General features: G+C 72.5%; 13 protein-coding genes. 3 read left to right on the top strand and 10 right to left on the bottom strand.

Annotation, left to right across the window (positions count from 1 at the left end):
• Positions 1–194: 194 nt before the first annotated feature.
• The 4 genes from ACFFRH_RS26600 to ACFFRH_RS26615 form a co-directional block, all read right to left on the bottom strand.
• Positions 195–1,349, bottom strand: coding sequence for an inorganic phosphate transporter (locus ACFFRH_RS26600; protein WP_344748779.1), 1,155 nt, complete (start codon positions 1,347–1,349; stop codon positions 195–197).
• Positions 1,350–1,535: 186 nt separating this feature from the next.
• Positions 1,536–2,435: a sulfotransferase family protein gene (locus ACFFRH_RS26605; protein ID WP_386160335.1), complete on the bottom strand. Its 900-nt coding sequence runs from the start codon at positions 2,433–2,435 to the stop codon at positions 1,536–1,538.
• A gap of 117 nt (positions 2,436–2,552) precedes the next feature.
• Positions 2,553–3,710, bottom strand: a complete 1,158-nt coding sequence (locus ACFFRH_RS26610) for an alkaline phosphatase PhoX (RefSeq protein WP_344748777.1) — start codon at positions 3,708–3,710, stop codon at positions 2,553–2,555.
• Positions 3,711–3,964: 254 nt separating this feature from the next.
• Entirely contained in the window at positions 3,965–4,369 is a 405-nt protein-coding gene (locus ACFFRH_RS26615) for a Rossmann-fold NAD(P)-binding domain-containing protein (protein ID WP_386160338.1), read from the bottom strand.
• A gap of 685 nt (positions 4,370–5,054) precedes the next feature.
• On the opposite strand from ACFFRH_RS26615, the gene ACFFRH_RS26620 reads away from it, so the two are divergent.
• Positions 5,055–5,774: a hypothetical protein gene (locus ACFFRH_RS26620; RefSeq protein WP_386160340.1), complete on the top strand. Its 720-nt coding sequence runs from the start codon at positions 5,055–5,057 to the stop codon at positions 5,772–5,774.
• Positions 5,775–5,986: 212 nt separating this feature from the next.
• Here the strand turns inward: ACFFRH_RS26620 and ACFFRH_RS26625 are convergent, their stop codons facing one another.
• From ACFFRH_RS26625 to ACFFRH_RS26640, 4 genes are all read right to left on the bottom strand, one after another.
• Positions 5,987–6,298, bottom strand: a complete 312-nt coding sequence (locus ACFFRH_RS26625) for a hypothetical protein (RefSeq protein ID WP_386160342.1) — start codon at positions 6,296–6,298, stop codon at positions 5,987–5,989.
• A 123-nt stretch (positions 6,299–6,421) separates the two neighbouring features.
• Complete coding sequence (locus tag ACFFRH_RS26630; protein WP_386160344.1) at positions 6,422–7,696, bottom strand: lysine N(6)-hydroxylase/L-ornithine N(5)-oxygenase family protein; 1,275 nt, start codon at positions 7,694–7,696, stop codon at positions 6,422–6,424.
• Between the two features lie 85 nt (positions 7,697–7,781).
• A complete protein-coding gene (locus ACFFRH_RS26635; RefSeq protein ID WP_386160346.1) occupies positions 7,782–8,813 on the bottom strand; it encodes an iron-siderophore ABC transporter substrate-binding protein in 1,032 nt (343 codons plus the stop codon).
• A gap of 92 nt (positions 8,814–8,905) precedes the next feature.
• Positions 8,906–21,298 (bottom strand): non-ribosomal peptide synthetase, encoded by a 12,393-nt coding sequence (locus tag ACFFRH_RS26640; protein ID WP_386160348.1) that lies wholly within the window; start codon positions 21,296–21,298, stop codon positions 8,906–8,908.
• Positions 21,299–21,466: 168 nt separating this feature from the next.
• Between ACFFRH_RS26640 and ACFFRH_RS26645 the strand changes: the two genes are divergently transcribed.
• Positions 21,467–22,918, top strand: coding sequence for a salicylate synthase (locus ACFFRH_RS26645; protein ID WP_344744479.1), 1,452 nt, complete (start codon positions 21,467–21,469; stop codon positions 22,916–22,918).
• A 194-nt stretch (positions 22,919–23,112) separates the two neighbouring features.
• On the opposite strand, the gene ACFFRH_RS26650 is transcribed toward ACFFRH_RS26645, so the two are convergent.
• A complete protein-coding gene (locus tag ACFFRH_RS26650) occupies positions 23,113–25,746 on the bottom strand; it encodes a helix-turn-helix transcriptional regulator (protein ID WP_386160351.1) in 2,634 nt (877 codons plus the stop codon).
• Between the two features lie 267 nt (positions 25,747–26,013).
• A complete protein-coding gene (locus ACFFRH_RS26655; RefSeq protein WP_386160353.1) occupies positions 26,014–26,265 on the bottom strand; it encodes a hypothetical protein in 252 nt (83 codons plus the stop codon).
• 171 nt (positions 26,266–26,436) lie between these two features.
• On the opposite strand from ACFFRH_RS26655, the gene ACFFRH_RS26660 reads away from it, so the two are divergent.
• Positions 26,437–26,644 (top strand): hypothetical protein (locus tag ACFFRH_RS26660; RefSeq protein WP_386160355.1); only part of this gene is annotated, 208 nt, incomplete at its 3' end.

Consider the following 26,644-nt stretch of genomic DNA (forward strand, 5'->3'; position numbering starts at 1 on the left):
CGGTCCGGTCGGTCCGGTCGGTCCGGTCGGTCCGGTCGGTCCGGTCGGTCCGGTCGGTCCGGTCGGTCCGGTCGGTCCGGTCGGTCCGGTCGGTCCGACCGGTGTGATCGGTCATGCGGCGTCCTCCCATGTCGTCGCGGCCGAAGCGGTCCGGCCGGTCCGGCCGGTCCGGCCGGTCCGGTCGATGTGGCCGTTCACGTGGCGTACTCCCTCGGTCTCGTGGCCGGGGCGAGCCGGCCGGTCCATTCGTCGTTGACGTTCCCGGCGTTGACCGGCCGGCGCCGGGCGGCCAGGTACAGCGCCCCCGACAGCACCAGGGCGACGCCGAAGACCACGCCCACCCCCAGCGCGCCCCCGATCACGTCGGCGCCCGCCCAGGCCAGCGCGCCGACCACGGCGGCGGCCGGGAGGGTGATCAGCCAGGCGGCCCCCATCCTGGCCGCGAGGCTCCAGCGGACCTCGGCCAGGTGCTTGCCGATACCGGAGCCGATCACCGAGCCCGCGCACACGTGCGTGGTCGACAGCGGGAAGCCGAAGTGCGAGGAGGCGAGGATGACGGCGGCCGAGGACCCCTCGGCCGCGAAACCCTGCGGGGTCTCGATCTCGGTCAGCCCCTTGCCGAGGGTACGGATCACCCGCCAGCCCCCCAGATAGGTGCCCAGCGCGATCGCGGACGCGCTGGCCACGATCACCCAGGTCGGGGTCCCCTCGTCCTTGCCGATGGCACCGACGGTGATCATCGCGAGGGTGATGATGCCCATCGTCTTCTGCGCGTCGTTGGTGCCGTGGGCCAGGGAGACCAGGGAGGCCGAGCCGATCTGGCCGTATCTGAACCCGCGTTTCCTGGTGCCGTCGGGGACGTTCCCGGTGATGACGTAGACCAGGTAGGTGCCGGCGGTGGCCACCAGGATCGCCGCCAGCGGCGCCAGCACGGCCGGGATCAGCACCTTGGACACGATCTCCGCGCCCTTGACGGCCGAGGCGCCCGCCGCGATCAGCGTGGCCCCGACCACGCCGCCGATCAACGCGTGCGAGGAACTGGAGGGGATGCCGAAGTACCAGGTGAGCAGGTTCCAGGCCAGACCTCCGATCAGCCCGGCGAAGACGACCGTCAACGTGATGGCGCCGGTCTCGACGATGCCGGTGGCGATGGTGGCCGCGACCTTCAGCGACAGGAACGCCCCGGCGAAGTTGAGGACCGCCGACAACCCGACCGCGATCTTGGGACGTAACGCGCCGGTCGCGATCGAGGTCGCCATCGCGTTGGCGGTGTCATGGAAGCCGTTGGTGAAGTCGAACGACAGCGCGGTGACGATCACGATGGCGAGCAGCACGAAGTTCGCATCCATGCCCCCGGATATGACACCTCGGACGACATATATGCAGACCAGGGAATTCCATACGCAGAATTCATCCTCTTGTTGACCGTGCGTCACCTCGGGCGCCGGGCGACGGAGATCGTCGGGAGTCACGTCCACCACGCGCCGGGGTTCCCGTGCGGCGGGAAGCCGTCCCGGGCGTCGCGGGGCCGTCGATCAGAGGTATCCCCACTCGGCGCAGATCTCGCGCAGTTCCTCCGGGATCTCCTCGGGGGCGGGCAGCGGCCTGCCCGGCTGGACCCTGCCGCTCCTGATCTTGTCGCGCCAGTCCCCGATGCCCTTCACGAACTCCCCGTGCCCGTGGTCGCCGTAGGTGAGCATGCCGGGTTCGTAGCCGACGCCGAGATGGCCGCAGACCCGCCGCATCTCCCCCTCCGGATCGGCGACGAGCGCCTCGTACGTCAGGGTGAGCCCGTCGAGCAGCCGCCTGGCCTCGGTGAGGTAGCGCATGTACTGCAGGGTGTGCCGGACCGCCTCCGCCCAGGGGCGCTCCAGCGGGGCGGCCTCGTGCCACGACAGGGCGATCGAGGCGGGATGGCGCATCAGGAAGATGTAGCGCGCGTCGGGCCAGCAGGTCGCGAGGCGCCGGTGGGCGAAGACGTTGCTGGGCGTCTTGTCGACGATGATCTGCTTGCCGCTCCCGGCCAGCTCGCGGTGGAGCATGCGGTCCCACAGGATGTGCTCGATGTCGCTGGCGGAGAGGCCGAGCGCCTCCATCGCCTGGCGCAACGGGTCGGTGGTCAGCGTGACCGCCAGGCGCCGCACGTGCAGCTCGTGCGGCGCGTGGATCCGGGAGTGGCTGTTCAGCATGACGCGCAGCAGGGTGGAGCCGGACCTCACCGGCGACAGCACGAACACCGGTTCGCGCAGCAGCCGGTCGGTCTCCGGATCGGCCGGCGGCCGGGGAACGTCGGCGGGAGGGGGCGGGGGCGGCGACGGCGACGGAGGGATGGCCCTGCGCCGCACCCGGGTGATGTTGTAGCCCGTCATCCCTTCGAGAGCCGTGTTGACTCTGGTCTTCCACGCCATGACCAGCACCGTAGGGATCCAAGGCATCGGGAAAGTGAACGTGACCTGTGTGTTGGGGGTGCCGCGCCGTGCGGCCGCCGCCGCGCGGCGCGACCTTCCCCCGGAGGCGAACCGGGTACGGATCGGGTGGGGGCCGGGTGTGGATCAGGTACGGAACGGGCCGGTCACGCAGTAGGTGATGCCCCCGGAGGAGGAACCGGACGTGCCGCGCTGGGAGGAGAAGTACAGGCGGTTGCCCGCGGGGGTGAAGGCGGGACCGGTGATCTCCGAGGACCCCTGGCCGCCGACGCGCAGGAACGGGGAGACGGTGTCGTTCGCGGTGATCAGGCAGATCTCCATGTTGCCGCCGTCCTCGGCGACGTACAGGTCGCCGAAGGTCGAACCGGTGACGTTGTCCACGCCGGTCAGGGGGGCGGTGCCGGGGCTGACGAGGCTGTCGTCGTAGGCGAGCTCGTAGGTGCCCGCGGCGACGTTGACCTGCCAGACCCGGTTGTCGCCCTTGGTGGTGAACCACACGGTGTCGTTGGCGTAGTAGCACCCCTCGCCGCCGTTGAAGGACTTCGACCCGGAGACCTGGCTGCGGGTCGCGGTCGGGGATCCGTCGGGGTCCGGGACGTCTGCCCACGTGAACGAGCCGCTGGTCGCGGAGCCCGCGAGCATCACCTGGAGCGTGCCGGAGGACAGGTCACCCCAGGTGGTGGGGACGAAGCGGTAGAACCGCCCGTTGGTCTCGTCCTCGGTGAGATAGACGACCTTGCGGACCGGGTCGGCCGCCGCCGCCTCGTGCTTGAACCGGCCCATGGCCGGGCGCTGTGTCGCCGCGCCCCCGAAGGGACGGGTCTCGTAGACGAAGCCGCGGTCGACCTCCTCGCACGACAGCCAGGTGTTCCACGGCGTCGCGCCGCCCGCGCAGTTCTGCCGGGTGCCCGACAGGATCGAGGCGGCCGAGACCACGTTGCCGGAGGAGTCGAAGCGGATCGCCGAGGCGCCGCCGCCGGGGTTGATCTCCGAGTTGGACACGTAGATCCAGCCGGTGCCGTCGGGGAAGCAGGCGCCGCCGTCGGGGGCGCTGTGCCAGATGTAGGAGGTGCCGGGGACCGCCTGGCCCGATCGGGCGATCACCCGGCTGGTGAACCCCGCCGGGAGCTGGATGCCGTTGGCGTCGGCGGCGAGCAGGGGGCCGTAGGGACCCGGGGCGTTCTGGGCCGGGGCCGCGAGGGCGGCGTCCTGCCAGAGACTTCCGGTGAGGGCCAGGGTGCTCGTACCGAGCACCGAGGCACGAAGGAATGTGCGGCGTTCCATCGACGAACCTCCAAGACGAGGATCAGCAGAACCACTTCCCTGAGCGATCACAAGGGTAGGAGCACCGGTGAACACCTGGCGGTTAATACGGTTAACGGTATATGGACCGTATGTGCTGATTGCATGGGGAATGGCAGTAGACATCCCCGGCGTCGCGCGTCAGACGACATCCCCGGCGGGGCCGATGGAGACGACCGTCAGGGGACGCGCTCCCGGACGGGGAGACCCGGGGCTGGGGCCGCGGCCCGTCCCGGTCAGAGGATCTTCGCGTAGTCGGGCAGGGGCAGGGCGGAGCTGGCCGCCCGGCCGTCGACGCCGGGGAGGTGGGCCGGGTCGCGGAGGGCCCGGTTGCGCCGGAGCAGGGCCTCCTCGGTGCGGGGGGAGATCGCGGCGCTTCCCTTGAGGGCGAGGGCCTGGTTGAGCTCGACGAAGTCGCGGGCGGTGCGCTCGTAGGCCGCGAAGGCCTCCGGGTGGCCGGGGGCGGTGGCCGGCTCGCCGGCGAGGAGGTAGGCGCCCACCAGGGCGACGCCGGAGCCCTGGCCGGAGAAGAACGACGGGGCGTAGGCGGCGTCACCCACCAGGGCGACGCGGCCCAGGGACCAGCGGGGCAGGTGGATCTGGCTGACGACGTCGAAGAAGAGGTCGTCGCAGGAGCGCATGGCCGCCACCATGCCGGGGACCTCCCATCCCTCGCCGGCGAAGACCGAGGCGACGAGGTCGCGCTGGGCCTGGGGTCGCGGAAGGCGTCGAGGGGCGGGTCGAGGCGCAGGAAGCTCAGGAAGGCGTGCAGCCGGTCGCCGTCGCCGGGGGCGTAGAGGACGGCGGTCTTGCCCGGGGCGTTCCAGGTGAGCCCCTCGTGGGCGAGGCCGAGGTGGTTGGGCATGGTGAAGCCGGCGAAGCATTGGTCGAGGTAGCGGTGGAAGGGCTCCTCGGGGCCGAACACGAGACCTCTGGTGTGCGAGTGCAGGCCGTCGGCACCGACCACCAGGTCGAAGGTGCGCCGTCCCCCGCCGCGGAACGTCACGTCCACGCCGCCGTCGTGGTCGTGGAGGGTGGCGATGGAGTCGCCGAACACGAACTCGACGTCGTCGCTGACCGCACCGTGGAGCACCTCGGCGAGGTCGCCGCGGCGCACCTCGAGGTCGCGGCCCTCCACCCCGCCGGAGACGGCCTCGGGCCTGATGGCGGCGATCGGGCTTCCGTCGGTGTCGACGAAGGTGATGCGGCGGACGTCGGCGTGGGCCTTCCTCAGGTCAGGGAGGATCCCCATCCGGTCGGCGACCTCGACGGCGGTGCCGCGGACGTCGATGGGGTAGCCGCCGACGCCCTCGCCGGCGGTTCGCCGTGCCGGTCGTCGCCACGCTGGCCGCCGCGACGGTGGTCGCCGGGCGGGTCCTCCTCCCCGCCCTCGGCATCGGACCGGCCCCGACCTCCGCGGCCCTGGACATCAAGCGGGAGGACGACCACTACATCATCACGGTGAAGGACCTCTTCGCCGATCCGGAGACGTACCAGTCCGAGCTCAGGGCGCGGGGACTGGACATCACGCTCAAACTCCTGCCGACGTCCGCGAGCAGGGCGCGGAGCGTGTTCGTGATCAACTCCGTCGACCTCGTGAGGGCGGGGAGAACGGCACCCGCCGAGGGCGGCATCACGACCGTCGACGCTCCGGGACCCTGCCCGCAGGCGGAGCCCGACGGATGCCCGGCCAGCCTGAAGGTGCCGGCCGGCTACCGGCAGAAGGCCGAGATCGTGCTCGGCCGGGAGGCCCGCCCCGGGGAGCGATACATGATCCCGCCGGGCCTCGGCATGCCCGGCGAGCCGCTCCACTGCGTGGAGTACGTCAACAGGACCGTCACCGAGGTCCTGGCGATGCTGCGGGAACGCGGTGTGGAGCCGGAGTTCGCCCTCCTCGGCCCCAGGCGGATCGAGCCCTCGGTCCCCGGCGACTGGTACGTCCACGACGGTGTCATGAGCGCGGCGGGCCGGGCGACCGTGCTGACCGACCCCGCGCCGAATCCCACGCCCCAGCCACTGGACGCGTCCTGCCCCGGCGGTTCCTGACTCACCGGGTCACCGGCGATCTCCCGCGGACCCGGCGGACCCGGCGGACCCGGCGGAGACGGGGAGCGGGGAGCGGGGAGCACCACGCGGCCCGCGCCGCGCACGCGACACGCCCCGCGTTCCGCACGCCCGGTGGCGGCAGGGCCTCCCCTCCGTGACAGGTCCCCCCGAGGGGGTGCGGGCCGTGACGACGCCCGCACCCCCTCACGGTTTCACCCGGGTCCGGGCCTCTCGATCTGGGCGGGCGGTGTCCCCTGGGGCTTGGGAATGCGGGTCGTGCCGGAGGGCCTGTCCCCCTTGCTGCGCGCGAGCGCGGTGGGATAGCAGTCGTAGTAGCAGTAGTAGCGGTCGCAGTAGCGCAGGAAACAGATCCAGCCGGCCTCGGTCGTCCGCTCGCAGACGACTCCCGGAGCCGCCTGGGACGGCGTGGCGTGGGCGGCGGCCGCGGGAACGGCGAGCAGACCGGTACCGGCCAGGACCGCGCCGGCCAGGGTGACAGCGGCGTCTCGGATGAAGGTCTTCATTGTTCTCCTCGGTCACGTTCGATATACGACAAGGACGAACGTATTCATTCGGACACACAGAGTCACGTAGCCGGCCGACACGTGTCGGGCCGTTCGGGAACGGGGCCCCGAACGGCCCGCCGGTCACATCTCCGCGACCTGGGGGACCGACGCCGAGCGCCGGGCGATGGAGCGCACGATCTCGCCGGTGCGGACGGCGGTCATGGACAGCAGCGACGAGGCGATCCCGTGACTGTCCTCGGTGGCCCCCTGGAGGTAGACGCCCCAGCTCTGCCCGGGATCGACGGCGACCCGGTAGTCGCGCTCCACCAGCAGCTCGCCCGCCGCTCCCGTACGGCAGTGCTCGCGCGCCTCGCCGAGCAGGTCGAGGGGGTCGCGCTCGCGGTAGCCGGTCGCGCAGACGACCGCGTCGGCCTCGATCGTGCTCACCTCGCCCGTGGGCAGGAAGCACGTCCGGACCCGGGCGGTGTCGCCGTCGTCGTGCACGTCGAGCAGGCGGGAGGCGTTCAGCATGCGCAGCCGCTGGACACCGGCGACCTTCTCGGCGTACGAGCGCCGGTAGAGCTCGTCGATGAGGTCGAGGTCCACCACCGAGTAGTTGGTGTTGCGGGAGTAGGCGAACAGCATGCGCTTCACGTCCTCGGGAGCGGTGAAGAAGTGGTCGACGGCCTCCGGGTCGAAGATGCGGTTGGCGAAGGGGCTGTCGTCGGCCGGCGAGTAGCCGTACCGGGTGAAGACGGCACAGACCTCCGCGGACGGATAGGTGCGGTGCAGGTGCTCGACGGCCTCGGCCGCGCTCTGCCCGGCGCCGACCACGACGAACCGCCTGGGCTCGCGCTCGCCGAGGGTTTCGAGCCGGGCCAGCAGTTCCTCGGTGTGCCAGATCCGCTCGCCCTGGCGCACGCCGTCGGGGAGGACCGGGTCGAGGCCGACCGCGATCACGAGGTTGCGGGTGAGACAGGTGTGCAGCTCGTCGCCGTGCCGCACGACGACTTCGAGGGTGTCGTCGTCGTGCGGGCGCACCGCGACGACCTCGGAGGCGTAGCGCACCAGCTCGGTGAAGGAGGAGGCGACCCACTCCAGGTAGTCGTGGAACTCCAGCCTGGTGGGGAACATGGTCTTGTGGTTGATGAAGTCGACCAGTCTCCCCTTCTCCTGAAGGTAGGACAGGAAGGAGTAGGGGCTGGTCGGGTTGCGCAGGGTGACCAGGTCCTTGAGGAAGTGGACCTGCATCGTGGCGCCCTCGATGAGCATGTTGCGGTGCCAGCCGAACCTCGGCTGCCTCTCGAAGAAGACCGCGTTCACGCTGGAGCCGTACTCCTCCTCCAGGGCCACCGCGAGCGCGAGGTTGGAAGGGCCGAAACCGATGCCCACGACGTCATAGACCGGGCTCGACATGTTCGCCTCTCACGTACTGAAGGGATGGTCCCCCCGCGGCCGGACGGCGGCGGGGGGCAGCATGGAACAGGGTGGAACGGATGGGTCAGGCCCCGCCGACGGCCTTGGCGGCCTTGGCGACCTGGGGCACGACCTGGTCGATCACGTACGGGACCGCGAGCGGCGTGGGCGTGCGCAGCGGCCAGAACGCCTTGAGGTCCAGCGGCACGTAGGAGCCGCGCCTGACCACGTCGAGACCGGCGAACAGCTTGTTGGCCTCGATCTTCCTCTGGGTGGCCGCGTCGTCGTTGTAGTGGCTGAGCAGCAGGTCGACGTCGAGGACCTTGACCTTCTCCATGCTCAGCTCGGCGGCGAAGCCGTCGCCGGGCAGCGCCTTGATCTCGTCGGGCAGCGCGAGCCCGAACTGGCCGAAGAGCTTGACGCTGATGTCGGCGTCGGCCTTCATCACGCCGATGTTCCCGGAGGGGAAGACGCTGGTCAGCGCGAACTTCTTGCCGTCCAGCTCGGGGTAGGCGGTCTTGACCGAGGCGATCTTCGCCTCGACGTCGGCGACGAGCTTCTCCCCTTCGTCCGCCTTGCCGACCGCCTTGGCGACCTGGCGGGCCACCACCTGCCAGGAGTCCTCGGCGGGGCCGGTCTCGTAGGCGGTGGTCGGCGCGAGCTGGGAGAGGTTGGCGTACTCCTTGTCGATGTAGTAGTCGCCGCCCGCGAGGATGAGGTCGGGCTTGAGCGCGGCGATCTGCTCCAGCGAGAAGCCGGCCTCCCCGGCCTTCAGCAGCGCCGGCTTGGTTCCGGAGATCTTGGGGGCGGTCCAGGGGGTGAGCCCGTCGGGCTGGATTCCGGTCAGCTCCGCCATGGCGACCGGCTGCACGCCCAGGGCGAGCAGGGTGTCCTGGTCGACCTCGCCGAGGGCGACGATGCGCTGGGGCGCGGATTCGATCGTGGCGGTGCCGAGCTTGTGCGTGATGGTGACCGGGAATCCGGAGGCGGCCTGGGTCGCGGGGGCGCTCGCGGCGGGCTGTTCGGCTCCGCCGCTCTCACCGGCGCACGCGCCCACCAGACCGAGGCCGAGCAGCAGCGTTCCGGTCGCGGCCAGGCGGCGCATCGTGTCGCGCATGAGTATGGACGTCCTTCCAAAGCCCGGAAAGGCTCTCGTTTTTAGGTTAGGCTCACCTAACCTAACAATCTTTGACGGTCGTGTGAAGCGCCTTATTTCAGGTGGTTCACGAGTTCTGCAACGGTTTGTGCTGTCATGAGCGTCGCGACCTTCATCCCGGCACCCCCCGGCTCCCGCCGGATGCGGCGCACCAGTTGCATGACGAGCAGCGAGTGCCCGCCCAGGTCGAAGAAGTTGTCGTGCGGGCCGACCGCGTCCACCTCCAGGACCTCGGCGAACGCCCGGCAGAGCATCGCCTCGCGGTCGCGGTCGCCGTCGCGCCGGGCCGCGCCGCCGCCGGTTCCGGTGCCGGTGACCGTACGGGCCGTGAGCGTGACGGGCAGGTCGCTCAGGCGCGTCTCCGGGTCGGCCGCGACGGCCTCCAGCACGCCGACGAGCGCCCCGATCATCGTGTCGATCGTGGCCGGGTCGAACAGGTCGGCCGAGTAGTCGACGACGAGGTGGAGCGCCTCCCCCCGCTCCCGGAAGATGAAGTCGAGGTCGAACTTCGCCGCGGGCGGGCTGAAGAGCGCCTCCCGCTGCCGCAGCCCGGGGAAGCGGACGTCGCCCATGGCCTGGTTCTCGTAGCCGACCATCACCTGGAACAGCGGGTTCCTGCCGGGCACCCGGGAGGGCCGCAGCGCCTCGACGAGCGCCTCGAACGGCAGGTCCTGGTTGGCGAGACCGGCCAGGTCTGTGTCGCGGACCCGGGCGAGCAGCCCGGCGAAGGAGGGGTCTCCCGAGGTGTCGGCGCGCAGCACGAGCGTGTTGACGAAGAAGCCGACCAGGTCTCCGGCCGCCTCGTCGGTGCGCCCCGCGACGGGGCTGCCCAGCGGGATGTCCTCCCCCGCGCCGGCGCGGTGCAGCAGCGCGGCGACCGCGCTCTGGCAGACCATGAACATGCTGGCCTGGGCGCCGCGCGCCAGCCCGCGGAGCCGCCCGACCAGCGGGGCGGGCAGCTCCCGGGTCGTGGTCCCGCCGCGCTGGCCGACGGTGGCGGGCCTGGGGCGGTCCACCGGCAGCGGGATCTCCTCCGGCATGCCCGACAGCGCCTTGGCCCAGTAGGCGAGCTGGCGGGCGTGCAGGCTGCCCGGGTCGACGGGGTCGCCGAGCAGCTCGCGCTGCCAGAGCGTGTAGTCGGCGTACTGCACGGCCGGCGGCTTCCACCCCGGAGCGCCACCCGGTGTCCCGCCAGGCCTCACCTCCAGCGCGCCACCCGGTGTCCCGTCCGGTTCTCCGTCCGGTGACGCGCCGTCCAGCCGCGCGGCGTAGGCGCGCGCCACGTCCCTGGCGAACGGCCCGAAGGACCACTCGTCGAACGCGATGTGGTGGAACACGGCGAGCAGCAGGTGCTCGCCCTCCCCCTCCGGGATGAGCGCGACCCGCAGCGGGATCTCGGTGGCGAGGTCGAACGGCCGCGCGATCACCTCCTCGGGCGGGCAGGTGGTGATCTCCAGGACCGGGCGCGCCTCCTCCGGCGGCAGGATCCGCTGGTAGGGCACCCCGTCGTGCTCGGCGAAGACGGTGCGCAGGCTCTCGTGCCTCGCCGTCACGTCGCCGATCGCGGCCCGCAGCGCGTCCACGTCCAGCTCGCCGCTCAGGTGCACGGCGAGCGGCAGGTGGTACGCCTCGCGGGGGCCGTCGTCCTCGCGCAGGATCTGGTCGATCAGCCAGAGCCTGCGCTGCGCGTACGACAGCGGGACGCGCTCGGGCCGCTCCCTGGGCGCCAGCGGCGGCCTGAGCGTGACACCGGCCCTGTCGTGCAGCCGGGTGGCGAGCTCGGCGACGTTCGGCGCCTCGAACAGGTCGCGGATCGCGAGCTCGGTGCGCAGCACCGCGCGCACCCTGCCGACCAGGCGGGTCGCGAGCAGCGAGTGCCCGCCCAGGTCGAAGAAGTTGTCGTCGATGCCGACGCCCGAGACGTCGAGCACCTCGCCGAACAGGGTGCACAGCAGGCGTTCCACCGCCGTCCTGGCCGCGCGCCCCGACCCGCGCGGGCCGCCCTGCCGGTCGGGGGCGGGCAGCGCCCGCCGGTCCAGCTTGCCGTTGACGGTGAGCGGCAGCGCGTCCAGCGTGACGACCGCGCTCGGCACCATGTAGCCGGGCAGCCGCCTCTTCAGCCCCTCGCGCACCCGCGCGGCGAGTGCCCCGTGGTCGCGGGCCGCCGCCGGGTTGTTCGCGTACGACGCGGGCCTGCGGTCCGGGTCCGCCGGGAGGAAGGCGGCCCCTCCGCCGAAGACGGCGTCGTAGTGACCGGCCTCGTCCGAGGGGGTGGTCACCACGCCGGGGTCGAGCGCGTACAGCAGCTCGGGCTCGACCCCCTCCGCCGGTGCCCGCAGCAGCTCGCGCGCCTCCCGGTGGGAGGCACCGCCCTCCAGCGCGCGCAGCGCGGCGAGCTCGCCCGACAGCCTGGGGTCGGGGATGGCGCGCACCCGCAGCGGCCCGGGGCGGGCGGACAGGCGGGCCGCCAGGTCGTCGGGTCCGGCCCAGTCCACGACCGTGGCCCCGGCGGACTGTGCGGCGGGTTGTGCGGCCGGCTCCGCAACGGGGGACTTCCAGAGGGTCACGTCGTAGCGGTGCCTGCTGAGCTCGTTGTGGTGGACGCCCCGCTTGGTGCGGACCTCCACCCGCGCGGCCAGGCCGAGGGAGGCGAAGAACGCGGGGTCGAGCAGGAGTTCCTTCTCCATCCGCACGGCCCGGTCGATCGCCGCCGTACCGGCGCCGTCGTCGTCACCGCCGCCGTTCCCGCCCCTGCCGAGCTGGATCGCCGCGTGCAGGCAGCGCACCGACCGCAGGTCGCGCACGTCGCCGACGAACAACGCGCCGCCGGGGGCGAGCAGGTCCATCGCGGCGGCGATCACGTCGGCGAGGTATCCGGCGCTCGGGAAGTACTGGACCACCGAGTTGACGACGATCGTGTCGAAGTGCCCGGCGGGCAGGCCGGTGGTGTCGTGCGCGGCCTGGCAGCTCAGGCGCACCGGCGAGTCGGGGCCGAGATCGGCCCGCAGCTTGGCGATGACCGGGGCCGCGAAGTCGGTGCCCCAGTACTCCTCGCGGCCGGGGGCGAGCCGCGACAGCAGCAGGCCGGTCCCGACGCCGATCTCCAGCACCCGCCTGGGCCTGAGGGCCTCGATGCGGGCCACGGTGGTGTCGCGCCACTCGCGCATGTGCTCCAGCGGGATGGGCGACCCGTCGTAGCTGCTGTCCCAGCCCGCGAAGTCCTCGGTGTGCACGGCGGTGCCGATCTCGGTGTACTCGGCGTCGTAGATCTGCCGCCACTCCGCCAGGTGCTCGCGCTCGGCGTCGGGCCGCGCGGCGCCGTCGGGCACCACGTAGCCGATGAGGCGCTTAACCCCGGGCACCTCGGTGCCGACGGCGACGACGGCGGCCTGCCCGACCCCGGGCTCGGCGGCGAGCGCGGTCTCGACCTCCTCCAGCTCGACCCGGTAACCGCGGATCTTCACCTGCTCGTCGGTACGGCCGAGGAAGTCGATGTTGCCGTCCTGGCGGACCCGCACGAGGTCGCCGGTGCGGTACATCCGGCCGCCGCCGAACGGGTCGGCGACGAACCGCTCGGCGGTCAGGCCCGGCCGGTCGAGGTAGCCCCGGGCCAGGCCGGCCCCGGCGATGTAGAGCTCTCCCGGCGAGCCGGGCGGGACCGGGCGCAGCCAGCCGTCGAGCACGTAGCCCCGGGTGTTCCAGATCGGCCTGCCGACCGTGGGCGTGGCGCTGTCCTCGGTGCCGCCGCCCAGCGTGTTGATGGTGTACTCGGTCGGGCCGTAGAGGTTGTAGCCCAGCACCCCCTCGGCCTCCGCGAGCCGGTCCCACACGGCCGCCGGGACGGCCTCGCCGCCCAGCAGCACGAGCGGCGGCCGGTGCTCGCCGTCGAGCAGCCCCTCCTCCAGCAGCTGCTGCGCGTAGGTCGGCGTCACGTTGATGACGTCGATCCGGTGACGCCGCAGGTACTCGGTGAGCGCCTCGGCGTCGCGCCGCAGCTCCTCGTCGCAGACGTGCACCTCGTGGCCCTCGATGAGCCAGAGCAGCTCCTCCCACGACATGTCGAAGGAGAACGACACGGTGTGCGCGATCCGCAGCCGCCGCCCGGCGGAGGCCACCACCGGGTCGAAGATGTTGGCCCGGTGGTTGAACTGCATGTTGGTCAGGCCCCGGTAGGGGGTGACCACGCCCTTGGGACGCCCGGTGGACCCGGAGGTGTAGATCACGTACGCGGGGTGCTCCAGCCGTCCCGGCACGTCCCTGCCGAAGCCGGGCAGCTCCTCGGCCGTCAGCTCCGTGCCGGGCAGGCCCGCCAGCCTCTCCCGCACGGCGGGGTCGTCGAGCAGGATCTCCGCGCCCGGGTTCGCCAGCCCGGCGGCGATGTCGCGGTGCGAGACCAGGCAGGCGGGGGCGGCGTCGGCCAGCATGAAGTCGAGCCGCTCTGCCGGGTAGTCCAGCTCCAGGGGAAGGTAGGCGGCGCCCGTCTTGAGCACCGCGAACAGCGCGACGACCATCTCGGCGGAGCGGGGCAGGGCGAGGGCGACCACCCGTTCGGGTCCCGCGCCGTGCGCCTTCAGCAGCCGGGCCAGGCGGTTGGCCGCCGCGTCCAGCTCGGCGTAGGTGAGCCGCGTGTCGGGCTGGGAGACCAGGGCGAGCTCGTCCGGGGTGCGGGCGGCCTGCTCGGCGAGCAGCTCGGCGATGGTGAGGCCGGGGACGAACCGTTCGGCCTCGGCCCAGTCGCGGCGCAGCCCCTCGTGCTCGTCGGGCAGGAGCAGGTCGAGCCGGTGGCAGGGGGTGTCGGGCGCGGTGGCGAGGGTCTCCAGGACGCGCACGTACCGGTCGGTGAGCCGTTCGGCCTCGGCCTCGGTGAAGGCGTCGCCCCGGTACATGACGCGCAGGCCCGCGCCGGGCTCGACGACCATGGTGACCGGGTAGTGCGTCGCGTCGCGGACCTGGCGGCCGGTCACCCGCACGTCGCCGCCGGGGCCGAAACCGCGCCCGGTGGGCATGCCGGGGAAGTTCTGGAACACGAAGAGGGTGTCGAAGAGGGTGCCCAGGCCCGTCACCCGCTGCACGTCGGCGAGCGCGACGTAGGAGTGGTCGAACAGCTCCGACTGGAACGTCTGCACCCGCTCCAGGACCGTGCGCAGCGGGTCGGCCGCCGAGGCGCGCACCCGGACCGGGACGGTGTTGAACAGCAGGCCGACGACGGACTCGACGCCGTCGACGTCGGGGTGGCGGCCGGACACAGAGACGCCGAAGACCACGTCGTCGCGGCCGGTGAGACCGGCCAGGAGCAGGCCCCAGGCGCTCTCGTACAGGGTGCCGAGGGTGAGCCCGGACTCGCGGGCGAGGGCGCCGAGCCGGGCGGCGAGGTCCTCGGGCAGCGCGCGGTGGACCTCCCCCGCGGTGGCGAGGTCGGCGGGACGGTCGGCCAGCTCGGGCTTGAGCAGGGTCGGCTCGTCGAGCCCGTCCAGGCCGCGGCCCCACGTCTTGAGCGTGGCCTGCCGGTCCTGGCCGGTCACCCAGTCGAGGTAGGCGTGGAAGGGGACGACGGGCCGGGCCCGCTCGGTGGCGGCGTCGGTGTAGAACTCCAGCAGCGAGGTGACGAGCAGGCCGCCCGACCAGCCGTCCAGCAGGATCAGCTCGGAGGTGAGCACCAGCCGGAAGTCGCCGTCGCCCACCCTGGCCAGCGCGAAGCGGATCAGCGGCGGCTCGTCGGGGACGAACGGCCGGGCGCGCTGGGCCTCGACGAACGCCTCCAGCGCCTCCGGGCCTCCGGTCTCGGCGTAGGTCCAGTCGACCTCGAAGCGCTCGGGGACGAACTGCACGGTACGGCCGCCGTCGGTACGGAACCCGGCCCGCAGGTTGGGGAACTTCAGCAGCACCTCGCGAGCGGCCCCGGCCAGCCGGTCGGGGTCGACGGGTCCGGCCAGGATCACCACGGCCTGCTGGACGTAGATGTCGCGGTCGTCACCGGCGAGCATCAGGTGGAAGAGCAGACCTTCCTGCAACGGCGACAGCGGCAGCTCGGCCCGCTCCTCCACCGGCCCGCCCGCCACGACCTCACCGGCCAGGACCTCGCCCCCGCTCCCGCCCCCGCTCCTGCCCTCGCTCCTGCCCTCGCTCCTGCCCTCGCTCCCGCTCTCGCTCCCGCTCTCGCCGGACAGAGCCTCGCCGGAGAGAGGCTCACCGGACAGGACCGCACCGGAGAGGGCCGCACCGGAGAGGGCCGCGACCTTGGCGAGGGCCTCGACGGTACGCAGCCGGAAGACGTCGCGGACGGCGAAGGGGAAGCCCGCGCGGCGGGCGCGTCCCACGAGCAGGGCCGCGCTGATGCTGTCGCCGCCGGTGCGGAAGAAGTCGTCGTCGGCGTTTACACCGTCCCGCCCGAGGGTCTCGGCGACGAGCCCGGCGATGGCGCGCTCGGCGTCGTTCCGCGGAGCCCGGCCCTCGCGGACGGCGGGCTCGGGCAGCGCGCGCCGGTCGAGCTTGCCGTTGGGAGTGCGCGGCAGCCGGTCGAGGCCGACGAGCACGGAGGGGACGAGATAGTCGGGCAGGATCTCGCCGAGCCCGGCCCGCAGCGCGTCGAGGTCGAGGCCCGGGTCGCCCACGACGTAGCCGACGAGGCGCGGTCCCGAACGGGCCGCCACGGCCGCCTGGCGCACGCCCGGCTGGGCGGCGAGCACCGCCTCGACCTCTCCCGGCTCGATGCGGAAGCCTCGGATCTTCACCTGGTCGTCGGCCCGGCCCAGGAACTCCAGGCCGCCGTCGCGGCGGCGGCGCACCCGGTCGCCGGTGCGGTAGAGCCGTGATCCCGGCGGGCCGAAGTGGCTGGCCACGAACCGCTCGGCGGTGCGGGCCGGGTCGCCGAGATACCCGCGCGCCAGGCCGTCCCCGGCGAGGTAGAGCTCGCCGACCGGGACCTCGCGGAGCCCGGCGTCCAGGACGTACGCCACGGTGTTGGCGATCGGGACCAGCCCGCCGGCACCCTCGGCGACCAGGCTGTCCCCGGCCGCCTCCGAGCAGCCGTACAGGTTGACCAGCCGGGCGGGGACCCGCGCGGCGAGGGCCGCGGGCAGGGCCTCGCCGCTGCTCACCCACGTGGTGACCGAACCGAGCTTCCCGCGGTGTCCGCGTTCCCCGCGTTCCCCGCGTTCCCCGCGTTCCCCGGTCCGCGCGGCCTCCCCGGTTTCCCCGGCTTCCCCGGTCCGTGCCGTCTCCCCCGCCTCCTCGGTCTCCACGAGCGCGGCCAGCAGGCTCGGCACGACCGTCACCAGGTTCACGCCGTGGCGGCGGATCAGCTCGGCCAGGGCGAGCGCGTCGGTGGCGGTGTCGTCGTCCGCGACGACGACGGTGTCACCGGCGACGAGGCCGCCGAGCAGCTCGGTGCTGCCGTCGATGAAGGCCGGTGAGCTCTTGGCGACCCGCACGCCGGTGGGGGCGAGGTCCGCGCCCCAGGCGAGCCGGTTGGCCAGCGCCCGCTGGGTGCCGACGACGGCCTTGGGAGTCCCGGTGGACCCCGAGGTGAAGATCACGTACGCGGGGTGGTCGGGGCGGACCTCGACCCCGGCGCGGGGCGGGGCGTCCCGTGGCGGCTCGTCGGCGCCGAGGACCAGCAGCGGCCTGGCGGTGTCGAGCATCAGGTCGATCCTGGAGCGCGGATAGGTCGTGTCGATCGGCAGGTAGGCCGCGCCGGTCTTGAGCACGGCGAGCAGGGCCACGACGAGCTCGGCCGAGCGGGGCAGCGCGATCGCGACGATCTCCTCGGGACCCGCTCCGGCCGCGGCGAGCCGGTCGGCGAGGGCCTCGGCGCGCTCGTCCAGCTCGGCGTAGCTGAGGGTCGTCGCACCGCCGGAGACACCGCCGGAGACACCGCCGGTGACGACGGCCGTGGCGTGCGGGGTGCGCGCCACCTGCGCCTCGATCCGCTGGGCGACGGTGAGCGGGGCGAACTCGCGGGCGGTGCCGGGCCGCGCGAGCCCCCGGAGCGGGGTACCGAGGGACGACAGGCGCCGCGCCGGGTCCTCGGTGACCTGGTCGAGCAGCTCGGCGAGCTCGGCGAGCATGCCGGTGACGGTCTCGGCGTCGAAGAGGTCGGTGGCGTAGGCGACGAACCCCTCGATCAGCTCCTCGCCCTCGGCGAAGTAGATGTCCAGGTCGAACTTGACCCCGCCGGTCTCCGGCAGGAACGGCTCGGCGCGCACGCCGGGCAGCCGCAGCCGCACGTCCTCCAGCCTCTGGTGGACGATCATCACCTGGAACAGCGGGCTGCGGGCGAGCGAGCGCTCGGGGGCGAGCCGCTCCACGACCTGCTCGAACGGCACGTCCGCGTTGGAGAACGCGGCCAGGTCGGTGTGGCGGACCCGCTCCAGGAGCTCGGTGAAGGTGGGGTCGCCGGTCAGGTCGGTGCGCAGCACGACGAGGTTGACGAACACGCCGACCAGGTCGGCGAGGTCGGAGTCGGGGCGGCCCGCGATGGGCGAGCCGAGCGCCACGTCGTCGCCCGCGCCGGCCCGGTGCAGGAGCGCGGCGACGGCGGCGTGCAGGACCATGAAGACACTGGTGCCGGTCTCCAGGGCGAGCCGTCGCGCCCCGGCCAGCGGCAGCCGGAACGGCGCCAGCCCGCCCCGGTGGCTCGCCTCGGCGGGACGGGGCCGGTCGGCCGGCGGCGCGCTCTCCTCGGGCAGCCCGCGCAGCGTCCGCTCCCAGAAGTCGAGCTGCCCTGCGGGGGCCGGGGACTCGCTCCGCCAGACGGCGTAGTCGGCGTACTGCACGGGCAGCGGCGCCCAGTCCGGCGCGGTGCCCGTGGTGCGGGCGGTGTAGGCGCGCGACAGGTCGGCGAGCAGCGGGGTGAACGACCATTCGTCGGCGGCGGCGTGGTGCTGGAGCACGACGAGCACGAACTCTTCTGCGGAGACCCGCAGCAGGGTCGCCCGGATGGGCAGGTCGGCCCCGAGGTCGAAGACGTGCGAGGCGGCCCTCGTCTCGGCCGCGCGCAACCGTTCCTCCGGCCAGCCGCGCGCGTCCACCACGTCGAAGGCGGCCTCGCCGGTGTCGAGGACGCGCTGGACCGGCAGCCCGTCGGGGCCCTCCTCCAGCAGGGTGCGCAGCGCCTCGTGCCGGGCGACGACGTCGCCGAACGCGGCGCGCAGCGCGTCGACGTCGACCGGCCCGTACAGGCGCAGGCCGAGCGGGAGCGCGTCGGCGGCCGAGGGGCCGCGCAGGCGCTCCTCGAACCAGAAGCCGCGCTGGGCGGGCGAGGCGGGCACGAGCGCGGGCCGGGTCACGTCGCGGACCCGCGGCCGGGTGCCCCGTACCAGCCTGGGCGCCAGCGTGGCGACCGTGGGCGCCTCGAAGACGTCGGCGATGGTGAGCTCCGCGTCGAGCGCGGCGCGCACCCGCCCGGCGAGGCGGGTGGCGAGCAGGGAGTGGCCGCCCAGGGCGAAGAAGTCGTCGTCGACGCCCACCGCGTCCAGGCCGAGGGTCTCGGCGAAGACCACGCACAGTGCCGCCTCGCGGTCGTCGCGCGGCCCCCGGCTCGACACCCGCACCTCGGGCGCGGGCAGCGCGGCCCGGTCGAGCTTGCCGTTGACGGTACGCGGCAGCGCGTCGAGCAGGACCGTCGCGGCGGGAAGCATGTACTCGGGCAGCGCCCCGGCCGCCGCCGCCCGCAGGTCCGCCTCGTCGAGGTCGCCGTCCGGCACGACGTACGCGACCAGCCGCTTCTCACCCGGTGTGTCCTCGCGGACCACGACGGCGACCTGGGCGACGCCGGGGTGGGCGGCGAGCACGGCCTGCACCTCGGCGGGCTCGATGCGGAAGCCGCGGATCTTCACCTGGTCGTCGGTGCGTCCCAGGTACTCCAGCGTCCCGTCGCGGCCCCACCGGGCCAGGTCGCCGGTGCGGTACATGCGCTCGCCGGGCGGGCCGAAGGGGTCGGCGACGAAGCGTTCCGCGGTCAAGCCGGGCCTGCCCGCGTAGCCGCGCGCCAGCTGCGTCCCCGCGAGGTAGAGCTCGCCGGGGACGCCGACCGGGGCGGGGCGCAGCGCGGCGTCCAGGACGTACGCGCGGGTGTTGGGGAACGGCCCGCCGATCCCGGACGACGGCAGCTCGGCGGAGGTCGCCCAGATCGTCGCCTCGGTCGGCCCGTACACGTTGACGGCCGACGCCGCCACCGCGTGCAGGGTCTCGGCGAGCGCGGCCGGCAGGGCCTCGCCGCCGACGAGCACCCGCAGCCCGCGCAACGCGGCCGGGTCCAGCGAGCCCAGCAGCGACGGGGTGCCCTGGACGACCGTCGCCCCGGCGAGCAGCGCGCCCAGCGCCGCAGGTTCGCGCACGGTCTCGCGTCCGGCGAGCACGACGGTCGCGCCGCTGATCAGCGGCACGTACAGCTCCAGCGCGGCGATGTCGAACGCGATCGTGGTCACCGCGACCAGCCGGTCGCCGGCGCCCAGGGCGAGGCGCTCCTTCATGGTGACGAGGAAGGCGGTGAGCGCGGAGTGCGGGACGGCCACGCCCTTGGGCCGGCCGGTCGAGCCTGAGGTGTAGATGACGTACGCCAGGTCGCCGCCCCGGACCGGGTGCGACTCGTTCGTGCCGGGGGACGTGTCGCCCGGGGTCAGCGTCTCGGTCCCCGGCGGGAGGAGGGCCGCGGTCTCCGGGGTCGCGATCACGCAGAGCGGGGCCGCGTCCTCGATCATGTAGGCGAGCCGGTCGGCCGGGTGGTCCAGGTCCAGCGGCAGGTAGGCGGCGCCCGACTTCAGCACGGCCAGCAGCGCGACCACCAGGTCGGGGGTGCGGGGCAGGGCGAGCGCGACGACCCGGCCGGGTCCCGCGCCGCGCTCGCGCAGCGTCCGGGCGAGGGCCGAGGCCCGCAGGTCCAGCTCCGCGTAGGTGAGCGTGGCCCCGCCGCCGTCACCGTCGCCGTCGACGGCGACCGCGCCGGGGGTGCGGGCGGCCTGCTCCTCGAACAGGGAGGTCACCGTCGTGTCCGGGACGGGGCGCGAGGTGTCGTTCCACTTCGCGAGCAGGGCCGACTCGGCCGCGCCGAGCAGTTCCAGGTCGGCGATCCGCAGGTCCGGCCGGTTCACCGCGTCGCCGAGCAGCGTCTCCAGGTGGGCGAGGAGGGCGTCGACGCGCTCGTCGTCGAACAGCTCGCGCCGGAAGGTGGCCTCGACGGTCATCCCCTGGGACCGGACGAAGGCCTCCAGCGACAGGTCGAAGTGGGTGGTGCCGTTGTGGATGTGCGTCCAGCTCGTGGTGACGCCGGGCAGGTCCAGCTCGCCGATCTCCTGGGCGAGGAAGAGCAGCATGGTGTCGAAGAACGGCGAGCCGCCGCGCCTGCGGGCGGGCCGCAGCTCCTGGACGATCTTGTCGTAGGGCAGTGTCCTGTTCGCGAACCCCTCGGTGCAGGTGTCGCGGACCCGGCGCAGGACCTCGCGGAAGGTGGGCGCGCCGGACAGGTCGGTGCGCAGCACGAGGGTGTTGCCGAAGTTGCCGGCGAGCCGCTCGATCTCGGTGTGCTCGCGGTTCATCACGGCCGAGCCGATCGCGATGTCGGTCGCGCCGGTGTAGCGGTGCAGGAGCACGGCGTGCGCGGCGAGCATCACCATGTACGGGGTGAGGTTCTCCTTCGCGGCGAGCTCCCGCATCCCGGCGGTGACGGCGTCGTCGAAGCGGCGGGCCCTGCGCCCGCCCCGCTCGGACGCGGTCGCGCCGCGCGGGCGGTCGGCGGGCAGGTCGAGGGGCGCGGGCGGCGGGTCCAGGCGCGCCCGCCAGTAGTCCATCTCCTCCACCGGGTGCGGGCGGTTCTGCTCCCAGACGGCGAAGTCGGGATAGTGGACGGTCAGCGTGGGCAGGCCGTGCGGCTCGCCGGAGACGGCGGCGCGGTACAGGGCCGACAGGTCGCGCGACAGCGAACCCCAGGTCATGCCGTCCCAGGCGATGTGGTGCACGACGAGGACCAGGGCGTACCTGTCATCGCCGAGCCGGAGCAGCTCCAGCCGGATCGGCCGCTCGGCGCGCAGGTCGAAGGGGAGCGCCGCGAACCGCGTGGCGTACGCCTCGGCGTCCGCCTCGGCGCAGTCGCGCACCGGCAGGTCGAGGGAGTCGTCGGCGACGACGTGCTGGAACGGCGTCCCCTCGTCGTTCTCGCCGTAGACGGTGCGCAGCACCACGTGCCTGCGCAGGAGGGCGCGCAGCGCCTCGCGGAGCGCCTCGGGGTCGAGCGCGCCCGACATGCGCACCAGCAGGCACACGTTGTAGGCGGGGCTGGAGGGGAACGTCCGGTGGTGCAGCCACATGCTCTGCTGCGCGTGGGACAGCGGGGCCGGACCTCCTGAGTGGCGTGGAGTGATGCGGTCCCTGTCGAGGCCGAGCCCCGCCTCGGCCATCATCCGCCGCATCAGTTCGCGCCGCCGTGCGACGTCCTGCTGCTGTTCCCGCACGCTCAACTCTTCCTTAGGGACCGGGGTTCGGGCACTCTGTCCTGTATCGAGACTTAGGTTAGCCTTGCCTCTTAAATCGCCACAAGGTTAGCCTTACCTAAATCGATCGGTATTGTCCGGTCCCGCAGAGGGGTGGGTTCGTTGTCCTTTGGTGTCCGCACGGATGAGATGCGCACGGAGATAGCGGTCGAGGGCGCGGCCGACCCGCTGCGCCTGGTCACCCTCCTGGCCGGGTCCGGACTGTTCGACGACTACACCGTGTACGAGCGACCGGGCCTGTGGACCTTCGCGGGCGGAGTGGCGGGCGAGGTGATCCTCGAACCCGGAGTCGTGCGCAGCCGCTGGCTGGACGGGCCCGCCCTGTCCGCCGCTACCTCGGTGCACTCGCTGGAGTCGCTCGCCTCGCTCGGATCGCTCGGATCGGTGAACACGCTCGGATCGCTCGATTCGGTGAACACGCTCGGATCGCTCGATTCGGTGAACTCGCTCGGCTCGGTGAACTCGCTCGACTCGGTGGGCTCGGTGGACGAGCCGTGGTCCGGCCGTCCGGCCGCGGCGCTGGAGGCGGCGTTGCGGGCCGCCCCGTGGCCGGTCTGGAACGCCTACGGCTGGATCGCGTTCGAGTTCGCCTCGCTCACCCCGGCGGGCAGGCTCGCCCACCTGGTCGTGCCGCGCACCGAGGTACGCGTCGAGGCGGGACGCGCGCTGGTGGTGAGCATGGACGCCGCCGAGGCCGAGCGGGTCGCCGAGCTGCTGTCCGGCCGGGGCGTCCCCAGGAAACCCGCACCGGCGCCGTCACCGGTCGACGTGCGCCCCGGCGGCGACCTCTACCGGTCGCGGGTCGCCCAGGCGATCTCCGAGATCGACGCCGGGCACTACGAGAAGGTCATCGTCTCCCGGCGGCTGCCGATCCCGTTCCCGGTCGACATCGTCGCGACGTACGCGTGCGGCCGTGCCGCCAACACCCCGGCCCGCTCCTTCCTCCTCGACCTGGACGGCTTCCAGGCCGCCGGGTTCAGTCCCGAGGTGCTGGTGAGCGTCGACGGGCACGGCACGGTGACGACCCAGCCGCTCGCCGGCACGCGGGCCTTCGGCCGGGGCGAGAAGGTGGACTCGGAGACCCGCCGCGAGCTGGAGAACGACCCCAAGGAGATCTTCGAGCACGCGGTGTCCGTACGCGCCTCGCAGGACGAGCTGTACCGGGTGTGCGCGCCCGGCACGGTCCGGGTCACCGGCTTCATGACGGTGAAGGAGCGCGGCAGCGTGCAGCACCTGGGATCGAGCGTGAGCGGCGAGCTGCCCCCCGGCCGCACCAGCTGGGACGCGCTCGACGCGCTGTTCCCCGGCGTGACCGCCTCCGGCATCCCCAAGGCGGGGGCGATCGACGCGATCGGCCGGCTGGAGGAGCCCAGGGGCCTGTACTCCGGAGCCGTCCTCGCCGTCTCCCAGGACGGGGCGATGGACGCCGCCCTGGTGCTGCGCGCCGTCTACAGCGAGAACGGCCGGGCCTGGCTGCGGGCCGGCGCCGGCATCGTGTCCGGTTCGACGCCCGAGCGGGAGTACGAGGAGACCTGCGAGAAGTTCTCCAGCATCGCCCCGTACGTGGTCCCGCGCGCCTGAGGAGACGCCGCTCCGGCCTTTCCGCACACCATCCGCCCTCAGGCACCTCCCCCGCCGGCTCTCGCACCGCGCGAACCAGCGGCCGCTCTTCGCCGGAGCGGCTATCGTCCCGGCGCTCGGTGGCGACGCCGGCGAGGTGGGGCCGATGCCGACGCCGATCACGTGAAGATCACCAGCGCGCCGGGCCCGTACTGCTAACGCGCGTTCCCGGCCCGTTGTTCTCCGGTGCCGAGTATGGCGGCGAGCTCGGCTCGACCGGTGGTGCCAAGCCTCGCGTTCACCCTGTACAGATGACCCTCGACGGTACGTATCGAGATGACCAGCCGGTCGGCGATGTCCCGGTTGGACATCCCCCGTGCGGCCAAAGTAGCGATCTCGCGTTCGCGGTCCGTCAGGGGCAGCGGCTGGATGGCGGCGATTGTCGCGAGAGTACGAACGCCCTCACAGCGTTCGGTCAGCTGACGGACGCGAGCGACGGCGCCCTGGGCGGCGCCGCGCCGGTCCGCACGGGTGTACGCGGTCGCCGCCTGCGCGGCCGCGTCGGCAGCGGCCAGCAGGTCCCCCATCTGCTCCAGCTCCACGGACACCGCTCGCAGCGCGTCACCGTTGTCGGCGGTCAGCGCGGCAGCGTGCGCGGCCGCGGCCTGGGCACGAGGTCCATCCACCCGGGTGGCCAGGACGGCGAGCCGTTCGACGACGGACCGGTCGCCGAAGCAGAGCGCGGCGTGCAGCGCCTGCACCTCGTGAGCGAACTGCCCGGTCGCGACCGCGACCGAGGCCGCCTTACGCGCGAACGCGATCGCGCCACTGGAAACGCCTTGCGCGGCGGCCGTCCACGCCTGAGCCAACAGCATGTCAGGCCGGAGAAACAGCAGCGTGGGATGCTCTTTGGCACATAGCTCCGCCAACACCTCGTCGGCGGCGGCCAGGTCACCGGTGAGGGCCAGCGCACGACTCAAGGGAATCAGGCAGGCATACTCGAAACCGCCGGCATGATCAAACCGCTCGAGGGCGGCGTGAGCCTCGCGCAGCCATCGGAGAGCGCTGACCGGCCGGCCTCGCGCCAGGATGACATCTCCCATCAGCATGCTGCTGATCGCGGTGGAAAGATCGAGACCCACTACCGATTCCCGGCATTCACGTACGACCTCGACAGCCTCCTGGAGATATCCCGCCAGGCGGAGCCCGGTAACCTGCATCCCGATCATCGGGAAGCGTACGTAGGAGAGTTCCGTCGAGCGGCTCGCCGCCTCCAGGCCACGTGCGACCACCGGACCCATTTCGTCGGCGCGGCCTGTCGTGGCCAGGCCGGTGGCGTATCCGCAGCAGGCAAGGATTGTCGCCCCGGCCGGTAGTCTCGATGACGCCAACGCCGTGGTCGCCGACTCGATCGCCTGAGCCGGTCGTGCGAGCTGTCCTTCGAGCATCGATCGCATCGCCATCAGCTGCATCCGGCCGTCGTTGTCCACGACCCGTGACTCAGCCACCTCGAGAAGCATCTCCGCGTCCTTTGGCCTCAGCTCCATCCACGCCAGAGTGATCACCTGCGTGATCGTGACCCTGACCACTTCCGCATCGGTGCCGGCCGTCGCGAGGAGCGCGGCCATCTCCGTATTCGGGGAGCCGCCCAAACCGGTGACCGCGGCCGCAACGATCGCTTGGGCTTCGAACCCGCCGCCGGCAGCCTGTGCCGTACGTCCGAGTCGTATGGCCAGAGGAAGATCACACAACTGGGCAGCGTGCCCGGCCGCCTCGGTTAGCAGGCGCCGGTCCGGAACGAGGTCCGAATCCATCGCGAGAACGGCGCGCCGCAGCGTGTCGTCGCCCCGGCGTGCCCCGGTCACCTCCAGCGCCTGGCTGATTCGGCCGCGGAGCCGGCGTGCCCGCAGCAGCCCCATGCCCACTCGCCGTACCTCCCCGTAGAGAGGGTGGGTCAGCCGTGCATGGAGCCGACGGCCGCTCTGCTCGACGAAGATCAGGCCCGCCGCCTCGGCCTGCTCGACGACCATCGAATCGGTGAGCCGGTTGAGCAGGCCGACCCCCAGCGGCTCCTCAAGGGCGAGTAGGTCCGCCACCGCGCTCATGGGCTCCGACAGGTCTCCCATCCGGATCGCCACCAACTCGGCCAATCCCTGTGACATCGGTGACTCCTTGGACCACCGCCACACGCCTCTGATCCGATGCAACCGACGAGCCTCGATCTCCCCGTCGACGAGTTGCCGCAGGTACAGCGCATTGCCCTGGGTGATCGCCCAGACCCGGCTGACACTGGCGTCCTCCACCAGTCCGCCAAGGACCGCCTCCAGCAGCGCACCGGTCTGCGGCTGCGAGAACGGCTGGACCTCGAGCCGGTCCAGATGTCCGTCCTTCCACAGGCCGGTCACCGCGGCGGGCGCGGCCTCGCCGGAGCGCACGGTGGCCACCACGGTCGCCATGTCGTGTACGACAAGCTGATGCACCAGCAGCGCCGAGACCTCGTCGAGAAGGTGGGCGTCGTCAATCCCGAGCACGACCTCGGCTCGGCCGGCGCCGGCGACGAGTGCCCGGCTCGCCTCCCACAGCACAGACGTCGGATCGCCGCTCATCGGTCCCAGCAATGCCGCGAACGCCCCCAGCGGAAGACCTCGTCCCGTCTCCGTCCCCACGACCCAGCGGGTGAAGGCGCCACGTTCTCCGGCCAGCGCGACCACCTGCCGAGCCAGCCAGGTCTTACCCACCCCAGCCGCCCCCGCGAGCACCACGCCGCGCTGGTCGCCGGCCCCCCGCGTCGCTTCGTCGAGGAGCCGCAACTCCTCCCTCCGCCCCACGAATGACCAGCTCTGCTTCATACGATCAACGTTAGGCAACCGCGTCATGGCCGGGAAGCGCGATCCGGTGACACCACCCTGCGGTGCGGAAACCGACGTCTTCGCCACATTCTTCCGCAGACTTCGAGTAGGGCACTACTCGTACGCCGGACTCCCCAGTGCCTGACAGTAAGAAATACGCGCGGCAATACTCGATGTAAGCAATGAGCCACCGCTGCCCGGCTGGTCTCCCACGCCCGCCGCGAGATCTTGAAGATCAGCCCGAACCGGCTTTGGAAGAACGCATCTTCAACCCGCGGCAGCGCCTACGTGCACTCCCGGCGCCCAGCCGACCAGCACCACAACGCCCGGCGAGTAAGGAAGGAGTGACTGCGACACCCCGCAACCCGTGGAAGCCGATGCCCACCCGGGCGCCTTGGCCTCCAGCCCGGCACCGGTGACGCCGAAGGTGTCGCCTCCGGCGACGGGGGCGCCGCCATCGGCATCGGTGGCGGGTGCCGGACCGATCACCTGAATCGCTGTCCCCGCCAGGATCGCCACCATTGTTTCCGCCGACCCGCTACTCGATCACCTTCGCCAAGTGTTCGACCGTCAATCTCATACCGGTCACGAATCCACACCACCGCTGCGCGTACCTACGACCTGTCTCATTCATGGGAAGGATCAGGAATGCCACGCACACGTAAACGCGTCCTAGCGATCATACTTGCCGTGCTCGCCGCCCTCGCCTTTACGGGAACCACCTCACCGGTCGGCGCGGTTGTCACAAATGATGCCGGCGGCCAGGCAACGGACCCGATCCTCTGGTACAACTCCACCTACGGATCAGGCGGAATCGGCACCATCGACACCAACAACAACCACGTGACACTCCGCACCTACCCAACCGGATCATTCGCCACCAACTGGACCCACGTCA

Origin of the sequence: Streptosporangium vulgare (assembly GCF_042428775.1) — a bacterium.
Lineage (GTDB): Bacteria > Actinomycetota > Actinomycetes > Streptosporangiales > Streptosporangiaceae > Streptosporangium > Streptosporangium vulgare.